The following is a 17,353-nucleotide window of genomic DNA, read 5'->3' on the forward strand; positions in this document are numbered from 1 at the left end:
AGCCTATTCATCCGGGTGTGATGGCCGCGCGACTCGATGGCCCTATCGGCCGACACGAGGCGTTCTTGAGGCCTTTGTACACTTTTGTGACGATGCCTGCGCAGCAAGCCGCGAAGGGCGGCCGGCGAGGTGCGGGCGGCTCAGTCCGCCAGGAACAGGCTCACGACGTCATTGGTGAAACGCCGGCCCGATTCGGTGGGAACCACGCGCCCGGCGTCCCGGACCAGCCACCCGTTGTCCACCGCAGCCTGGAGTTGCGGCTCGATGTCCGCCGCCGCGATACCGGTGCGCGCCTCGAAGGAGGCCAGGGTGAATCCCCCGACCAGGCGCAGCGCGTTGAGCATGAACTCGAACGGACGGCGCTCCGGCTCCACCCGTTCGTCTCCACCAATCACCGCTTCGCCGCCCGCAGCGGCCATGTACCGTGCCGGGTGCTTGAGCTTCCAGCGGCGCAGCACGCTCTGGTCGTGGCCCATCGTGATCTTGCCGTGGGCGCCGGCACCGATGCCGAGATAGTCGCCGTAGGTCCAGTAGTTGAGGTTGTGCGCGCACTCGCGTCCGGGCCGCGCGTAGGCGCTGACCTCGTATTGCCTGTAGCCCGCGTCGGCGAGCATCGCCTGGCAGTGCTCCTGCATGTCCCAGCCCGCGTCCTCGCCGGGAATGCCTGCCGGCGGCCGCGCGGCGAACACCGTATTGGGCTCCAGTGTCAGTTGGTAGTGGCTGATGTGCGCCGGCTGCAGCGCGAACGCCCGCTCAAGGTCCGTGGCGGCCATGGCCAAGTCCTGCCCGGGCAGGGCATACATCAGGTCCAGGTTGATGTTGTCGAAGCCCGCATCCTGCGCCAGCTTCACCGCCCGTTCGGCTTCGGCACTGTCATGGATGCGGCCGAGCCGCTGCAGGCAACCGTCGTCGAAACTCTGGACTCCGAAGCTGAGGCGGTTGATGCCGGCCGCGAGGTAGGACTCGAACCGGCCATGTTCGGCCGTGCCGGGATTGGCTTCGAGGGTGATCTCGCAGCCGGGGGCGAAGCGCAGCCGCGAGCTTGCGCCCTGCAGGAAACGCTCGAGGCTGGCCGCCGGCATCAGGCTGGGCGTGCCACCGCCGAAGAACACGCTTTGCACGGTCCGGCCCCAGACCAGCGGCAGGTCGGAGTCCAGGTCGGCCAGCAGGGCGTCGACGTAGGCCTCGAACGGCGGTTCGCCGCGCTGTTCGTGCGAGTTGAAGTCGCAGTAGGGGCATTTGCGCACGCACCACGGCACGTGCACGTAAAGCGACAGTGGCGGCGGTGCGAGCATCAGGCCGACAGGCGCTCGCGCAGCAGGGCGAGCGCTTGGCCGCGGTGGCTGATCCGGATCTTGGTGGCTGGATCGAGTTCGGCGGCGGTCAGGCCGGTGTCGGGATCGAGGAACAGCGGGTCGTACCCGAAACCACCCTCCCCGCGACGCTCCCGCAGGACCCGGCCGTGCCATTCGCCCTGGGCGATCAGCGGGCGCGGGTCCCTCGGGTGGCGCAGCAGGACCAGCGTGCAATGGAAATGGGCGCCGCGGGCCGGGTCCGGCACCGCTTCAAGGGCGGCGAGCAGCTTGTCGATATTGCGCTGCGCATCCGATGGCTCGCCCGCGTACCGGGCCGAGTACAGGCCCGGGGCGCCATCGAGCGCGTCCACGCAGAGGCCGGAATCATCGGCGAGTGCAGGCAGCCCCGTGGCCGTGGCGGCGTGGCGTGCCTTCAACAGCGCATTTTCGACGAAGGTCAGGCCGGTCTCTTCGATGTCCCCTACGCCCAGTTCGCCCTGGGCGATGAATTCCAACCCTGCATCGCCCAGCAGCCGGTTGAACTCGGCCAGCTTGCCCGCGTTTCCACTGGCGACGACGATGCGGGTGCGGCTCATCGGGGCCCGCTCAACCCGCCAGGGCGGCGCGCTGGATGTCGACCAGCTCGGCCACGCCGCGTTCGGCGAGTGCGGTCATCGCTGCCAGCTCTTCGGCGCGGAAGGAATGCCCCTCGGCCGTGCCCTGCAGTTCAATGAAGCCGCCGCCGTCGTTCATGACGACGTTCATGTCGGTGTCGCAGTCGCTGTCCTCGGCGTAGTCCAGGTCCAGCACCGGCACGCCGCGATAGATGCCGACGGACACTGCCGCGACGGCGCCGAACACCGGGGTGCGTCCGCCCTTGGGCTTGATCTCGCCGCGCGCCACCAGCCAGTTGATGGCGTCGACCAGTGCCACGTACGCACCGGTGATCGCGGCCGTGCGGGTACCGCCGTCCGCCTGCAGCACGTCGCAATCGAGGGTGATGGTGCGCTCGCCGAGCATCTTCCGGTCCACGCAGGCGCGCAGGGAGCGGCCGATCAGGCGCTGGATCTCCAGCGTGCGTCCGCCCTGCTTGCCGCGCGCGGCCTCACGGTCGTTGCGGGTGTTGGTGGCGCGCGGCAGCATGCCGTACTCGGCGGTCACCCAGCCCTCGCCCTTGCCGCGCAGGAAGCCCGGCACGCGGTTCTCGACGCTCGCGGTGCACAGCACCCGGGTGTCGCCGAAGCTGATCAGTACCGATCCTTCGGCGTGACGGGTGAAGTTGCGTTCGATGCGGACCTCGCGCAGTTGCGCGGGCGTGCGGCCGCTGGGCCGCGAAAAATCGGACGTGCCGGCGGCAGGCATGGGCAAATTACCGTCAAATGGGCCGGCGAGTTTACCATCCGCCCCTGGCCGGCTCTTCTTTGCCGGCGCTGGAACTGACCATGATCCGCAGCATGACCGCCTTCGCCAACGGCGAACGCGCGACCGAATGGGGCACGCTCGGCTGCGAGCTGCGTTCGGTCAACCATCGTTTCCTCGAGATCGGCATGCGCCTGCACGATGACCTGCGCGCGCTGGAGCCGGTACTGCGCGAGCGGGTGGCGTCCCGCATCGGGCGGGGCAAGCTGGACCTGACCCTGCGCCTGCGCGCGCCGGAAGCCGGTGGCGGCCTGCACGCGAACCCGACCCGACTGCGGGAGTTGAGTGAGCTGGCGATCGACCTGTCCGCACGGTTCCCGGGCCTGCAGACCGAGTTCACGCAACTGCTGCAGTTCCCCGGCGTATTGCAGGCGCCCGCCACGGATGCGGCCGCGCTGCAGGCCGAAGCGGTGGCACTGCTGGACGAGGTGGTCGATGCCTTCATCGAATCGCGCGAGCGCGAGGGCGCCAAGCTGGCCGCGGCCATCAGTGAGCGCATCGACGGCATTTCGCGCATCGCCGCCGACGTCCGTTTGATGATGCCGGCGATCCGCACCGGCCAGCGCACCAAGCTCGAGGCGCGCCTGTCGGATCTCGGGCAGGCGGCGGGCGGCGGCATCGAGCCGGGGCGCCTGGAGCAGGAGCTGGTGATGTGGCTGCAGAAGCTCGACGTGGACGAGGAGCTGGATCGCCTCGACGCGCATGTCGACGAAGCCCGGCGGGTGCTGAAGCTGCGCGAGGCGGTCGGCCGCCGACTGGATTTCCTGCTGCAGGAGTTCAACCGCGAGGCCAATACCCTGGGCTCGAAGTCCGTCGACGCCCGCAGCTCCGCCGCCGCGGTGGAGCTGAAGGTGCTGATCGACCAGGTCCGCGAACAGGTCCAGAACATCGAATGAGCATGCGAGGCACTCTCTTCATCGTCGCAGCGCCGTCCGGTGCCGGGAAATCCAGCATCGTCAACGCGGTGCTGGCCCGCGACCCGAACATCGCCCTGTCGATCTCGTTCACCTCGCGTGCGCCGCGGCCGGGTGAAAGGCACGCCGAGCATTACCACTTCGTCGACGAGGCCACCTTCCAGGGCATGGTTGACAATGGCGACTTCTTCGAACACGCCCGCGTCCACGGCGACCTGAAGGGCACCGCCCGGCAATCGGTCGAGCCGCAGCTGGCCTCCGGCAAGGACGTGTTGCTGGAGATCGACTGGCAAGGCGCTCGCCAGGTCCGGTCCAAGGTGCCGGGGGCGGTGAGCGTATTCATCCTGCCGCCGTCGCGCGCGGCGCTGGAGGAGCGCATGCGCGCCCGCGGCCAGGACAGTGAGGCCGTCATGGCGCAACGGCTGGCGGCCGCGCGCGAAGAGATGTCCCACTACGGCGAGTTCGACTACGTCATCGTCAACGAGCACTTCGCCGTCGCCGTCGACGAGATGTGCTCGGTTTTCACTGCCAGCCGGCTGCGGCGCGAGGCCCAAGTGGCCCGGCACGGCCGGCTGATCACCGCGTTGCTCGCGTAACTGTTTGATTGGCAAGACGATACTTGCGCGTGGAGCGTGGCCTCGGCTACACTCCCGTCCCCTTTGTGTACCCATTGACGGCTCACCGCCGCCAGGAGCCCCATGGCCCGCATCACCGTAGAAGATTGCCTGGAAGTGGTCGATAACCGCTTCGAACTCGTCATGATGGCCGCAAAGCGCGCCCGCCAGCTCGCCACCGGCGTCGAGTCGCAGCTGGACAACAGCGAAGCCAACGACAAGCCGACCGTGCTCGCCCTGCGCGAGATCGCCGCGCGCCAGGTGAACGCCGAGTACATCGACGAGGTCGAGAAGTCCGAGCGCGAGCGCAAGGAGCGCGAGGCCCTGGAATGGGCCGCCGCCGAAGTGGTGGCCGACGACGACCTGGCCAAGGGCGAAGACTGAGCCCCGCCGCGGGGCCCCGGGCCCTGCATCGTCCCCTGCGACCCCGCCTAGCGCGGGGTCGTTCGTTTCCGGCAGGCGTGGCGCGGCGTCGCAGCCGCTGCCGCGCCCATCCGCCTCTCATTGCGCCGTGCATCGGCGGACGCGTAGATTGCTCCAATGAACACCTCCGGCCCCGTTTGTAGCCGCAATGTGCTGCCTGCCGTCGACATGGCGCGGCTGCCGGACTACATGCACGAGTTCGAGGAAGCCACGGACTACCTGTCCGGGGATCAGCGGGGCCTGCTTCGCCGGGCCTGGGCGATCGGCGCGGCGGCCCATGCCGGCCAGACCCGCAAGTCGGGCGAGCCCTACATCACCCACCCGGTGGCGGTGGCCCAGGTGCTGGCCGAACAGGGGCTCGACGTCGAGACCCTGCTGGCGGCGATTCTGCACGACACCATCGAAGACACCCCGCTCACCCGCGAGTGCATCGCCGCCGAATTCGGGGAGACGGTGGCGGAACTGGTCGATGGCGTCACCAAGCTCGACAAGCTGCACTTCCGCGACCGCCAGGAGGCCGCCGCGGAAAGCTTCCGCAAGATGCTGCTGGCGATGTCGCGCGACCTGCGCGTAATTCTGATCAAGCTCGCCGACCGGTTGCACAACATGCGCACCCTCGGCGCAAAGAACGCCGAGTCGCGCAGGCGCATCGCCCGGGAGACGCTGGAGATCTACGCGCCGATCGCACAGCGGCTCGGCATGAACCTGGTCAAGGCCGAGCTGCAGGACCTGGGCTTCCGCGCGCTGCACCCCTGGCGCCACGCGGTGATCGAAAAACGCATCCGGTCCCAGCCGGTGGTCCGGCGCGAGGCGCTCGTCCAGATCGAGGCCAACCTGGCCCAGCGGCTGGCCAAGGACAAGCTGCAGCACCGCTTGATCAGCCGGGTGAAGTCGCCCTGGAGCATCTATTCGAAGATGCGCGCCGAGCACAAGAGCTTCAACCGGGTGATGGACGTGTTCGGTTTCCGGATCGTGCTGCGCTCGGTCACCGATTGCTACCACGCGCTGGGCGTGGTGCACGCCACCTACAAGCCACTGGACGCGCGATTCCGCGATTTCATCGCGATCCCGAAGGCTAACGGGTACCAGTCGCTGCACACGGTGCTGTTCGGCCCGTACGGCTCGCCCGTCGAGGTGCAGCTGCGCACCGAGGAGATGGACCTGATCGCCGAGCGCGGCATCGCCGCCCACTGGTCCTACAAGGACGGGGGCGAGGGGCCCAACAGCGCCCAGACACGCGCGCACTCGTGGATCACCGGGCTGGTGGAATCGCAACACGCCACCGGCTCGTCGCTGGAGTTCCTCGAGAACGTCAAGGTCGACCTGTTCCCCGATGAGGTCTACCTGTTCAGCCCCAAGGGGGACATCCTTTCCCTGCCACGCAACGCCTCCGCACTCGACTTCGCCTATGCGGTGCATACCGACGTCGGCAACCAGGCGGTCGCCGCGCGGGTGGACGACAAGCTGGTGCCCCTGCGTACGCGCCTGGCCAACGGGCAACGCGTGGAGATCATCACCGCCAAGTCGTCCGTTCCCAAGCCGCAATGGCTCGAGTTCGTGGTCTCCGGGAAGGCGCGGACCGCGATCCGCCAGCAGCTCAAGCAGATCGAACACGAGGATGCGGTGCAACTGGGGCACCGGATGCTGGACCGCGCGCTGGAGGCACGGGACAGCTCGCTGGAGCGGGTGCCGGCACCGCGGATGGAGAGCTACCTGCAGGAGCACCGGTATCCGCGGCTGGAGGCCCTGCTCGCCGACATCGCCCTGGGCAACCGCATGCCGGCCCAGGTGGCGCTGGTGCTGTCGGGAACGAGTGCCAGCGTATCCCCGGCCAGTTCCGACGGCCTGCCGCTGTCCCGGGACAAGATCCTCATCAACGGCAGCGAGCGCGGCGTCATCAGCTTCGCGCACTGCTGCCTGCCGGTGCCGGGCGACGACATCATGGGCTACCACACCGCCGGCAAGGGCATCGTGGTGCACCGCATGGATTGCCCGAACCTGGTGGACTACCGCAAGTCGCCCGAGCGCTGGGTGCCGATCGGCTGGGACCGCAAGGTGCGGGGCGACTTCGGCGCCGCCCTGCGCATCGAGGTGGACAACCGGCCGGGCGCGCTGGCCCGCGTGGCGGCGGCGATCGCCGAGGCCGAGTCCAACATCGACAAGGTCGAATACCTCGAACGCGACACCAACGTGGCGGTGCTGCGCTTCGGTATCGAGGTTGGCGATCGCAGGCACCTGGCGGCGGTGATCCGCAAGGTGCGAAAACTCGGCGTGGTGCTGGGCATCCAGCGCATCTGAGCGGACGTGGCATGGAACGGCGTGCATGCCGCTCCTACAATGCGGGCTGGCCTCCCACGACGGAATCCCCATGTCCCGCACCCCCATCCAGACCGAGCATGCCCCCGCCGCCATCGGCCCGTACTCCCAGGCCGTCCGCATGGGCGGCACGGTGTTCCTGTCGGGCCAGATTCCGCTCGATCCGGCAACCGGCGAACTGGTCACCGGCGACACCAGTGCCCAGGCGCGTCGCGCTTTCGACAACCTCAAGGCCGTGTGCGAAGCCGCCGGCGGCACGCTCGACCAGGTGGCAAGGCTGGGTCTCTACGTCACCGACCTGGGCGATTTCGCCGCGGTCAACAGCGTGATGGCCGAGTACTTCTCGAGCCCCTATCCGGCGCGTTCGACCATCGAGGTGTCCGCACTTCCCAAGGGTGCGGCTTTCGAGGTCGACGCGATCCTGGTCGTTGGCTAGACGCAGCCCGCTTCCCGCCCCCGCATTCTCGGCGGTGGGCGACGCCCCGCTGACCACGCTTTCCGGCTGCGGGCCCAAGGTGGCGGCCAAGCTGTCCGAGCGCGGCCTGTCCTGCCTGCAGGACCTGTGGCTGCAACTGCCGCGTCGATACGAGGACCGCACCCGGATCACCCCGATCGCAATGCTGCAGCCAGGGGTCGCGGCGCAGGTCGAAGGCCGGGTGGAGGCGGTCGAGCGTGGCTTCCGCTACCGGCCGGTCCTGCGGGTCGCCATCGGAGACGAGTCCCGCGGCACGCTCGTGCTGCGGTTCTTCCATTTCCGCGCCGCCCAGGCCGCCCAGTTCGTGCCCGGCACCCGGCTGCGCTGTTACGGCACGCCGCGCTCTGGCCAGAACGGGCTGGAGATGGTCCACCCCAGCTACCGGATGCTGGGGGAGGTGGATGAGGATCTTGGCGACCTGCTCGATCCGGTCTACCCCGCGATCGAAGGTGTTGGTCCCGCGACGCTGCGCCGCATGATCGGCCAAGCCTTGGACCGGTTGCCCCCGGACGATGCACTCGAGCTGTTACCCGCGCCGATGCTCGAGCCGCTCGGCCTGCCCCCGCTGCGCCAGGCCCTGCTTACCGTGCACCGTCCGCCGCGGGATGCCGATCTGGCCGCCTTGTTGGCCGGCATCCACCCGGCCCAGCGCCGGCTTGCGCTGGAGGAGTTGCTGGCCCATCACCTGAGCCTGCGACGGCAGCGCATCGCACAACAGGCCCACGCCGCCGCGCCACTTTGCGACGACCGGCTGGTCCACGAGTTGCTGCGGCAACTGCCGTTCGCATTGACGTCGGCGCAACAGCGGGTATTCGGGGAAATCCGCGTGGACCTGGCGCGGCCTTCGCCCATGTTGCGGCTGGTCCAGGGCGACGTGGGGAGCGGCAAGACCGTGGTCGCCGCACTGGCCGCGATGCTGGCCGTGGCCGCCGGCAAGCAGGCCGCGCTGATGGCGCCGACCGAGCTGCTCGCCGAGCAGCACCTTGCCAATCTTGCGGGCTGGCTGGCGCCGCTCGGAGTGCGGGTCGCGTGGCTGGCGGGCAAGGTCACCGGCCGCGCCCGGACCAGAGCGCTCGCCGAGGTCGCCTCCGGCGAGGCGCAGCTCGTGGTGGGCACCCACGCTTTGATGCAGGAGGGTGTGGCCTTCCACGACCTGGCACTGGCGATCATCGACGAACAGCACCGATTCGGCGTCCACCAGCGGCTGGCCTTGCGGGAGAAGGGCAGGGCCGGTGCGAGCGCGGCCGTGCCCCACCAGCTGGTCATGACCGCGACGCCCATTCCCAGGACGCTGGCGATGTCGGCCTATGCCGATCTCGACGTGTCGGCGATCGACGAGCTGCCGCCGGGCCGCACGCCGGTGCAGACGGTCGCACTGAGCGCGGAGCGGCGGCCGGAACTGGTCGAGCGGATCCGGGCGGCCTGCGCCGAGGGCCGGCAGGCCTATTGGGTCTGTACCCTCATCGAGGAGCCGGGCGAGGACACCGGGGCCGGCGCAGCGATGAAGGTCGAGGCCCAGGCCGCCGAAACCACGTTCGAATCACTGTCGAACCAACTTCCGGAGCTCAGCGTCGGCCTGGTGCATGGACGCATGAAGCCCGCGGAGAAGCAGGCGACGATGGCGGCGTTCAAGGCAGGTGCCATCGACCTGCTGGTGGCGACGACGGTCATCGAGGTCGGGGTGGACGTGCCCAATGCTTCGCTGATGATCATCGAGAACGCCGAGCGCCTCGGTCTGGCCCAGTTGCACCAGTTGCGTGGGCGGGTGGGGCGGGGCAGTGCCGTATCCAGTTGCGTGCTGCTGTACCGCTCGCCCCTGTCGCAGGTGGCGCGCGAACGCCTGCAGACGATGCGCGAGACCAACGATGGCTTCCTGATTGCCGAGCGCGACCTGTCCCTGCGCGGGCCCGGCGAGCTGCTGGGCACCCGCCAGACCGGTGTCGCCGAATTCCGCCTGGCCGATCTCGCACGCGATGCCGACCTGTTGCCGCAGGTGCACGACATGGCCGAGCGTCTGCTGTGCACGGATCCGGCCGTCGCCGATCGCCTCGTGCAGCGCTGGGTCGGCGGCGCGGTGCGTTTCGCCGGGGCTTGAGCGGGGCGGACCGTCGACCGGGACCGCTGCGGCTATGCTCTGGATCTGATCCACACGGAGCTTGCACATGCGGCGCCATCTGAATGTCCCGGTCGCTTTCCTCCTTGCCCTGCCGCTGGTCGCCTGGGGGGCGCCTGTCGAGGTGCCGCAGGCTTCCCAGCCGCTGCTGAAAGAGATCGGCACGGCACCTTCGGCGGAGCGGATCGAAGCGGACATCCGCACCCTGGTCGGGTTCGGTACCCGCCACACCCTGTCGGAGACGGAGTCGTCCACCCGCGGCATAGGCGCCGCGCGGCGCTGGATCAAGACCGAGTTCGAGCGCATCTCCGCCGAGTGCGGTGGATGCCTTGAAGTGCGCTATGTGTCGGACGTGGTGTCCGGGGAGACCCGCGTGCCGGACCCGGTCGAGATCACCAGCGTGATCGCGATCCAGCGCGGCACCGACGACCCCGATCGCGTGGTGATGATGAGTGGCGACATCGACTCGCGTGTCTCCGACGTCATGGACGCGACGTCCGATTCGCCCGGCGCCAATGACAACGCCTCCGGCGTCGCCGGCACGCTGGAGGCGGCCCGGGTGCTGTCCCGGCACCGCTTCGGAGGCACCATCGTCTACGCCGCCCTGGCCGGTGAGGAGCAGGGGCTCTTCGGCGGCAAGATCCTGGCCGGGCACGCCCAGCAGGAAGGGTGGCGGCTGGAGGCGGTGCTCAACAACGACATGATCGGCAACATCGCCGGTATCAACGGCGTGGTCGACAACACCACCGCCAGGGTGTTCGCCGAAGGCACGAGATTCACCGAGACGCCCGAGGAGGCACGGGCACGCCGCTTCACCGGCGGCGAGGTCGATTCACCTTCGCGCAACCTGGCGCGGTACATCGACCGCATGGCCGACCGCTACGTGCCCAACCTCGACGTGATGATGATCTACAGGCTCGACCGCTTCGGGCGCGGCGGGCACCACCGCCCGTTCAACGACATCGGCGCGCCGGCGGTACGCATCATGGAAACCAACGAGCACTACGACCGCCAGCACCAGGACCTGCGCACCGAGGATGGCATCGTCTATGGCGACACCATCGATGGCGTCGACTTCGATTACGCCGCCAAGCTCACCGCCCTCAATGCCGTGACGCTCGCCGGGCTGGCCAGCGCGCCACCACCACCGGCGGATGTCGGGATCTCAGGCGCGGTGACCGCCGATACCACGCTCAAGTGGCAGCGCCCCACCGGCAGCCAGGCGCGCGGGCTGGCCGGCTACCGCATCTACTGGCGCCTGACCACGGAGCCGCAGTGGTCCCGCAGCATCTACGTCGGGGATGTCGACGAATACACGCTTGAGAACGTGGTGATCGACAACTATTTCTTCGGCGTGGCGGCGGTCGGCCACGATGGCGCGGAGAGCCCGGTGGTGTTCCCGGGCGCGGCCGGCAGCTTCGGCGGCTACGATGCGGGTCCGTCTACACCTTGATGACCCGATGACTGCAACCAGGATCCCCTTGCTGATCGACACCGACCCCGGCGTCGACGATGCCCTCGCGCTGTTGATGGCTTTCAACGACCCCCGTCACGAGGTCGTCGGACTGACCGTGGCCGCCGGCAATGTCGGCCTCCACCACACCCTCGCCAATGCGCTCAAGTTGTGCGAAGTGGCGGGCGTGGAGGTGCCGGTGTTTCCCGGCTGCACGACGCCGCTGCTGCATGCGGCCGAGGATGCCGGCTACGTCCACGGCAACGATGGCTTTGGCGACACCGGATACACCCCCAGTGGGCGTAACGCCGAGGACGAGCACGCCGCACTCGCCATCCTGCGGCTCTCGCACCAGCACGCGGGGCGGCTCCTGCTCGTCGCGCTGGGGCCGCTCACCAACGTCGCGCTGGCGCTGAAGCTCGACCCGACCCTGCCCGAGCGCGTCGCGCGCCTGGTCGTCATGGGCGGGGCGGTCAACGGGCGCGGCAATACCAGTGCCGTGGCCGAGTTCAACATCGGCTTCGATCCCGAGGCGGCCCACATCGTCTTCGAGGCTTTCGGGCGATTCGACCTCGCCGACTGGGAGGCGACGCTCGCGCACGGGCTGTCGCACCACGACGTCGACCGGTGGCTGGCCTGCGGTTCGCCGCGCGCCCGGTTCTACGACAGCATCTCCGCGAAGACGCGGCAGTGGGCGGGCGATACCCGGGGGGATCGCTGGCATTCGGCCGATGCCCTGGCGATGGCCTATGCACTGGAACCCGATGGTGCGACGGAGGTGGCCGAGCGGCCGGTCGCGGTCGAGCTTTCCGGATCGCTCGCGCGCGGCGCCACGATCGTCGACTGGCAACGCCGCGAGGGCAGGCCCGACAATGCCCGCATCCTGCTGCGCTACGACCAGGAGCGGTTCCAGCGCCTGGTTGCCGATGCCCTCGCGGCGCAATAAATGTGGCGAGGAAGGGGCACTGGCTGGAGATGTAATCCGGGCTTGCGCGGTCGCCAGGACGGCCGCTATACTAGCGCGCTTCCCTCCGCATAATTGGTGAGTGCCAATGAAAGCCGGCATCCATCCCGAATACCGCGAAGTCGTGTTCCAGGACGTGACCAGCGACTTCCAGTTCCTGACCCGCTCGACCCTTGCTGATTCCAAGAACAAGGAGACGGTGAAGTGGGAAGACGGTAACGAGTATCCGCTGATCAAGATCGACATCTCGTCGGCTTCGCACCCGTTCTACACGGGCAAGCACAAGATCATGGATACCGGTGGCCGCGTGGACAAGTTCCGCAAGCGCTACGCCAAGTAATCCAACCGGTGGCGGCCTGGCCGCTCCCGGAAGTGAAGACGGCTGCCGGAAGGCGGCCGTTTTTGCGTTTTCCGCGCCCCCGTCGGGGCGTCGACCCTGCCCCCATGGCCGTTCCCACGGAACGCAGCGTCCGGCGACCATACGGGGGCGTTGTGCGATAATCGCGGTATCGCGCCCGCCGCGATTCCCGTTCCCCCCTCCGTGTCGCGCATGCCGCGGCACGCGACATGAGGAGTGCTACGTGTCCGATTCCCAGAACCCCGGCCTCTCCCAGGCCACCCTGTCCGCCGGTTCCAGCAGTGTCGAGCTGCCCGTGCACCAGCCCACCCTGGGCGCGCCGTGCATCGACATCGGCAAGCTGCCCAAGGCGACCGGGTGCTTCACCTATGATCCCGGCTTCACCGCCACGGCGAGCTGCAAGTCGGCGATCACCTACATCGACGGCGAAGAGGGCGTCCTGCTGTATCGGGGCTACCCGATCGAGCAACTGGCGGAGAAGTCCAGCTTCCTCGAAGTGGCGTCGCTGCTGATCAACGGCGAGTTGCCGACCAAGTCCGAGTTCGCCTCGTTCGAGCACGAGGTGACGCATCACACGATGATGCACGAAGCCTTCAAGAGCTTCCTTGGTGGCTTCCGCCACGACGCCCACCCGATGGCGATGCTGGTCGGCATGCTCGGCTCGATGGCGAGCTTCTACCACAACGACCTCGACCTCGAGGATCCCGAGCAGCGGCGCCTTGCGGCGGTCCGCCTGATCGCCAAGGTCCCGACCATCGCGGCCGCCTGCTACCGCCACTCCATTGGCTGGCCGCTGCGCTACCCGCGCAACAACCTCGACTACACCACGCGCTTCCTGCACATGCTGTACGAAGTGCCGAGCGAGCCGCTGGAACTGAATCCGGTCGCGGCCAAGGCGATGGACCTGCTGTTCATCCTGCACGCCGACCATGAGCAGAACGCCTCCACCTCCACCGTCAGGCTGGTCGGTTCCACCGGGGCCAACCCCTACGTGTGCGTCGCCTCCGGCGTCGCGGCGCTGTGGGGTCCGGCACATGGCGGCGCCAACGAGGCCGTGCTCAAGATGCTCAACCAGATCGGCCGTCCGGAGAACGTGCAGTCGGCGATCGACAAGGCCAAGGACAAGGAGTCCGGCTTCCGCCTGATGGGCTTCGGCCATCGCGTCTACAAGAACTACGACCCGCGTGCGGCGCTGGTGCGGAAGATGACCCACGAGGTCCTGGGCCAGCTCGGCGTCAACGACCCGCTGCTGGACGTGGCGATGAAGCTCGAGGAAGCGGCGCTGAAGGACGACTACTTCGTGCAGCGCAAGTTGTACCCGAACGTCGACTTCTACTCCGGCATCATCTACAAGGCGCTCGGCATTCCGGTGGAGATGTTCACCGTCATGTTCGCCATCGCCCGTACCGCGGGCTGGGTCGCGCACTGGCTGGAGCAGCAGGACGATCCGGAGAACAAGATCGGCCGGCCGCGGCAGGTCTACACCGGGCCGGCCAACCGCGACTACGTCTCGATGGACCAGCGATAGTCCCGGCAATCGCAATAGACATGGCCAGAACGCCCCGCCTCCGAGCGGGGCGTTCTGCTTTCAGTCGTTCTCGCCGGGATCGGCATCGGGAGATCCGGCGGACAGCAGCTCCTTCAGGCGCGATGTCGAGGCGCGGCGCATCGGCCGCTCGTCGATGGTCGACAGCGGCGCCTGCCGTAGCTGGGCCGTGGGCAGCACCGTCAATTCAAACGGCAGGTCATCGGCGACCAGCGACCAGGTCGGGAATTCCGAGCTGCGTTGGGCGTCCAGCCTCAATCGACGGGCGCCTGCCTCGGCCGGTATCCCGTGCTGTTCCAGATGGCGCGCCACGGCGTCGGGATCGTCGCTGTGCAGGTGCAGTGCCACGACACTGTGGGTATCCGCCGTGCCTTCCAGCACCGCTCCGACCAGCCGCGGATTGAACGGCTGGAAGAACTCCATTGCTGCCAGTGCGGCTTCGCGCCGGAGCCCAAGCTCATTGGCGGCGTCTGGCTGGAACAGGCGCTGGTGCTCGCGCAGCGCCTGCTCGACCTCGAAGTTCTGGGGTAGCAGGGCCAGGTCCCGTACGCCCAGGCGCTGTGCCGCCTTCACCTTCGCCTGGTGGTAGTCGCGGAAGCCGCCCTCGGCCATCAACCGCGCTGCCACCTGGGCGATGCGCAGGCGACGCTGCTCGCCACGGGGACCGAGCTTGCCGGCCTTGGGCGACGAAGAACCGCGCGGCGGGCGGGCGGGCTTGCGAACGTGGCGTGGCATGGTGGCTCCGGGGCTGGCACCGCGGCGACAACAGGGCGAGGGCGATCAGGCGACCGCCCGCTGCCACGAAGCTAGCACGATCAGAAGATGTCGAAAGTCTCCTCGGCGGCATCCGCGTCGAACGTGCTGTCGTATTCCGAGTGCGCCTGCATGCGCTCGAGATCCTCGACCTTGAGCCATTCCCGGATGCCGCCACTGCCGCCCGGCAGGAGCGTGCCATTGGCCGCGACCGACACTTCGACCATGCCGTCCGGCGGCGTGTTCGCGGTCACCGGACGATCCTCCAGCGCGACCCGCATGTAGTTGATCCAGATCGGCAGTGCGGCGCGGCCACCGTATTCGCCGCGGCCGAGTGACTGGAAATCGTCGCGGCCGACCCAGACGGTGGTCACCAGCCCGCCGCCGAAGCCGGAGAACCAGGCGTCACGGTAGTCGTTGGTCGAGCCGGTCTTGCCCCCGACGTCCTCGCGCTCGAGCTTGCGGGCCTGGGCGCCGGTGCCGCGCTGTACCACGTCGCGAAGCATCGATACCACCTGGTAGGCAATGCGCGAGTCGATGGCCCGCGGTGCCTTGACCATGTCTTCCGGCGGCTGGGCCGCGGGCGCCTCGGGTTCTTCCGATGCCGCGGGTTCGGCAGGTCGCGGTGCCTGCGCTGGACCGAGATCGAAGCCTCCGACCAGGCGGTCGCTGCGGGGAGCCGCGGTACTGCGGCCTGATCCGCCACATTGCGGACAGGCGGTCGGCGGGTTCTCCTCGAAGATCACGGCACCGTCGCGGTCGCGTACTTCGGCGATCAGCCACGGATCGATCCGGAACCCTCCATTGGCGAAGACGGCATAGCCCCGGGCCACGGACATCGGCGTCAGCGAGGGGGTACCAAGCGACATCGAAAGATTGGGCGGAAGATTGGCTTCCTCGAATCCGAAGTGGCTGATGTACTTGCGGGCGTAATCGACCCCGATGGCGTCGAGCAGCCGGACCGAGACCAGGTTGCGCGACTGGACCAGGGCCTCGCGCAGGCGCATCGGGCCGGCGAAGTTGCCGGTGCTGTTCTGTGGCCGCCAGGTGTGGCCGCGGCGATCCTGGAAGACCACGGGGGCGTCCAGCACGATCGAGGCGGGATTGAAGCCGCGCTCGAACGCCGCCGCATACAGGAACGGCTTGAAGCTGGAGCCGGGCTGCCTGCGTGCCTGGGTGGCGCGGTTGAACTTGCTTCCGGCGAAGCTGAAGCCACCGGCCAGGGCCCGCAGTGCGCCCGTGTCGGCCTCCATGGATACCAGCGCGGTCTGCGCCCGCGGGATCTGGGTCAACCTGTAACCGGGTGCGTCGGCATCCTCTTCACCAGTCGCTTCGTCTTCCGGCCCGGGCTCAGGGCGGAAGACGCGAACGAGGTCGCCGCGCTCGACGAGCTTGCCCGGCGCGCGTCCACCCCATCCGTCGTCCTTGCCCAGCACCACCTCGCGGCCACTGGGCAGGACCACCGTCGCCGAAGCATCCGAAGTGGATCGCACGATGGCCGGCAGCATGTTGGACTGCACCGGGACCGTCCGGAGGCGGGCGCGGATGGTTTCGACATCCTCGTCGGCGGCGAGCTCGAACTGCTGCTCGACGCCATGCCAGCCATGGCGCCGGTCGTACTCGACCAGGCCATCGCGGATCGACTGGTTGGCGGCCCGCTGCATCTCCGGGTCGATGGTGGTGGTGACGCGGTAACCCTTGGTCAGCGCTTCCGCGCCGAAGCGTTCGACCATCTGCTGCCGCACCATTTCCGCGACGTGGGGCGCGTACAGCTGGAGCGGCGGTTCGTGCGGGGCCGCATGCATCGGCGTTGCCTGTGCCCGCGCCATCTCGTCCTGGCTGATGAAGCCCAGCTCCGCCATCCGCTGCAGGATGTAGTCGCGGCGGATCCTGGCACGCTCGGGGTTGCTCAGTGGGTTGCCGCTGGACGGGAACTTGGGGATGCCGGCCAGCGAGGCCATCTCGTCCAGGTCGAGTTCGTCCAGCTTCTTGCCATAGTAGAACTCCGCGGCCGCGCCCACGCCGTAGGCGCGATTGCCGAAGAACCCCTTGTTGAGGTACAGCTCGAAGATCTCGTCCTTGCTGAGCTCGCGCTCCATCCGCAGTGCCAGCAACATCTCGGCGAGCTTGCGCGTGTAGCTGTACTCCGAACTCAGGAAGAACTGCCGCGCCACCTGCTGGGTGATGGTGGAGCCGCCGGCGACCCGCTCCTGGTCACTGGTGAGCAGGAGCCAGATGGCGCGGGACACGCCGCGGTAGTCGACGCCGTGGTGGTCGTAGAAGCGCGCATCCTCGATGGCGATGAACGCCTGCTTGAGCCGCTCCGGCACCTCGTCGATGTCCACGGGATAGCGGCGGGTCTCGCCGAAGACCGCGATCAACCGGCCGTCGCGCGAGTGCACGTACATCGGCTCCTGCAGCTCGATGTCGCGCAGCGTCTGCACATCCGGCAACTGGGGCGCGACGAGGTAGTAGACAGTGCCGAGCGCGATCACGCCCAGCAGGGCGAGGCCGGCCAGGGCGAACAGCGACCAGCGCAGGAAGCGTCGAAAACGGGGGGGCATCAAGCGGTTCCGCATTGCGAGTGTCGTGGCGGTGGAGTATAGAGGAGCCGGGGATGGCACCGGAGCCACGAGCGTGACACCCGGTTCGCCACCGGACGCCCAGGGTCAGAATGGGGCACTGGTGGGCAAATAACGGGAGAAGTGGT

Annotated in this window: 15 protein-coding genes; 10 read left to right on the forward strand and 5 right to left on the reverse strand. The window is 68.4% G+C overall.

Annotated elements, in window-relative coordinates; translation table 11 throughout:
• Positions 1 to 140 precede the first annotated feature (140 nt).
• From hemW to rph, 3 genes are read right to left on the reverse strand one after another with little or no spacing between them, the layout of a single operon-like run.
• A complete protein-coding gene (hemW, locus tag B5D37_RS11300; protein ID WP_078758843.1) occupies positions 141 to 1,295 on the reverse strand; it encodes a radical SAM family heme chaperone HemW in 1,155 nt (384 codons plus the stop codon).
• Positions 1,295 to 1,891, reverse strand: a complete 597-nt coding sequence (rdgB, locus tag B5D37_RS11305) for an RdgB/HAM1 family non-canonical purine NTP pyrophosphatase (RefSeq protein ID WP_078758844.1) — start codon at positions 1,889 to 1,891, stop codon at positions 1,295 to 1,297. Before rdgB ends, hemW begins: the two co-directional genes overlap by 1 nt.
• A gap of 10 nt (positions 1,892 to 1,901) precedes the next feature.
• Positions 1,902 to 2,657, reverse strand: coding sequence for a ribonuclease PH (gene rph, locus B5D37_RS11310; protein WP_078758845.1), 756 nt, complete (start codon positions 2,655 to 2,657; stop codon positions 1,902 to 1,904).
• Between the two features lie 80 nt (positions 2,658 to 2,737).
• On the opposite strand from rph, the gene B5D37_RS11315 reads away from it, so the two are divergent.
• The 10 genes from B5D37_RS11315 (at position 2,738) to B5D37_RS11365 (ending at position 13,872) form a co-directional block, all read left to right on the forward strand.
• Entirely contained in the window at positions 2,738 to 3,610 is an 873-nt protein-coding gene (locus B5D37_RS11315; RefSeq protein WP_078758900.1) for a YicC/YloC family endoribonuclease, read from the forward strand.
• A gap of 2 nt (positions 3,611 to 3,612) precedes the next feature.
• Positions 3,613 to 4,224 (forward strand): guanylate kinase, encoded by a 612-nt coding sequence (gene gmk, locus B5D37_RS11320; RefSeq protein ID WP_078758901.1) that lies wholly within the window; start codon positions 3,613 to 3,615, stop codon positions 4,222 to 4,224.
• A gap of 102 nt (positions 4,225 to 4,326) precedes the next feature.
• Entirely contained in the window at positions 4,327 to 4,626 is a 300-nt protein-coding gene (gene rpoZ / locus B5D37_RS11325) for a DNA-directed RNA polymerase subunit omega (protein ID WP_078758846.1), read from the forward strand.
• A 156-nt stretch (positions 4,627 to 4,782) separates the two neighbouring features.
• Positions 4,783 to 6,963, forward strand: a complete 2,181-nt coding sequence (locus B5D37_RS11335) for a RelA/SpoT family protein (RefSeq protein WP_078758848.1) — start codon at positions 4,783 to 4,785, stop codon at positions 6,961 to 6,963.
• Positions 6,964 to 7,033: 70 nt separating this feature from the next.
• Positions 7,034 to 7,417 carry a RidA family protein gene (locus B5D37_RS11340; RefSeq protein ID WP_078758849.1) on the forward strand — a complete coding sequence of 128 codons (384 nt, stop codon included), beginning with the start codon at positions 7,034 to 7,036 and terminating at the stop codon, positions 7,415 to 7,417.
• A complete protein-coding gene (recG, locus tag B5D37_RS11345; RefSeq protein ID WP_078758850.1) occupies positions 7,410 to 9,551 on the forward strand; it encodes an ATP-dependent DNA helicase RecG in 2,142 nt (713 codons plus the stop codon). Before B5D37_RS11340 ends, recG begins: the two co-directional genes overlap by 8 nt.
• Positions 9,552 to 9,618: 67 nt before the next feature.
• A complete protein-coding gene (locus B5D37_RS11350) occupies positions 9,619 to 11,022 on the forward strand; it encodes a M28 family metallopeptidase (protein WP_078758851.1) in 1,404 nt (467 codons plus the stop codon).
• Positions 11,023 to 11,029: 7 nt separating this feature from the next.
• The gene (locus tag B5D37_RS11355) at positions 11,030 to 11,968 is read left to right on the forward strand and encodes a nucleoside hydrolase (protein ID WP_078758852.1); all 939 of its coding nucleotides are present in this window, start codon (positions 11,030 to 11,032) and stop codon (positions 11,966 to 11,968) included.
• A gap of 106 nt (positions 11,969 to 12,074) precedes the next feature.
• Complete coding sequence (locus B5D37_RS11360) at positions 12,075 to 12,326, forward strand: type B 50S ribosomal protein L31 (protein ID WP_078758853.1); 252 nt, start codon at positions 12,075 to 12,077, stop codon at positions 12,324 to 12,326.
• 241 nt (positions 12,327 to 12,567) lie between these two features.
• Positions 12,568 to 13,872, forward strand: coding sequence for a citrate synthase (locus B5D37_RS11365; RefSeq protein WP_078758854.1), 1,305 nt, complete (start codon positions 12,568 to 12,570; stop codon positions 13,870 to 13,872).
• Positions 13,873 to 13,932: 60 nt separating this feature from the next.
• Here B5D37_RS11365 and B5D37_RS11370 read toward each other — a convergent pair whose 3' ends face one another.
• Positions 13,933 to 14,625: a hypothetical protein gene (locus tag B5D37_RS11370; protein ID WP_234987860.1), complete on the reverse strand. Its 693-nt coding sequence runs from the start codon at positions 14,623 to 14,625 to the stop codon at positions 13,933 to 13,935.
• A gap of 80 nt (positions 14,626 to 14,705) precedes the next feature.
• Positions 14,706 to 17,207: a penicillin-binding protein 1A gene (locus B5D37_RS11375; RefSeq protein WP_078758855.1), complete on the reverse strand. Its 2,502-nt coding sequence runs from the start codon at positions 17,205 to 17,207 to the stop codon at positions 14,706 to 14,708.
• Positions 17,208 to 17,353: the final 146 nt, after the last annotated feature.

It is taken from the genome of Lysobacter spongiicola DSM 21749 (assembly GCF_900167055.1).
Classification (GTDB): Bacteria; Pseudomonadota; Gammaproteobacteria; order Xanthomonadales; family Xanthomonadaceae; genus Novilysobacter; species Novilysobacter spongiicola.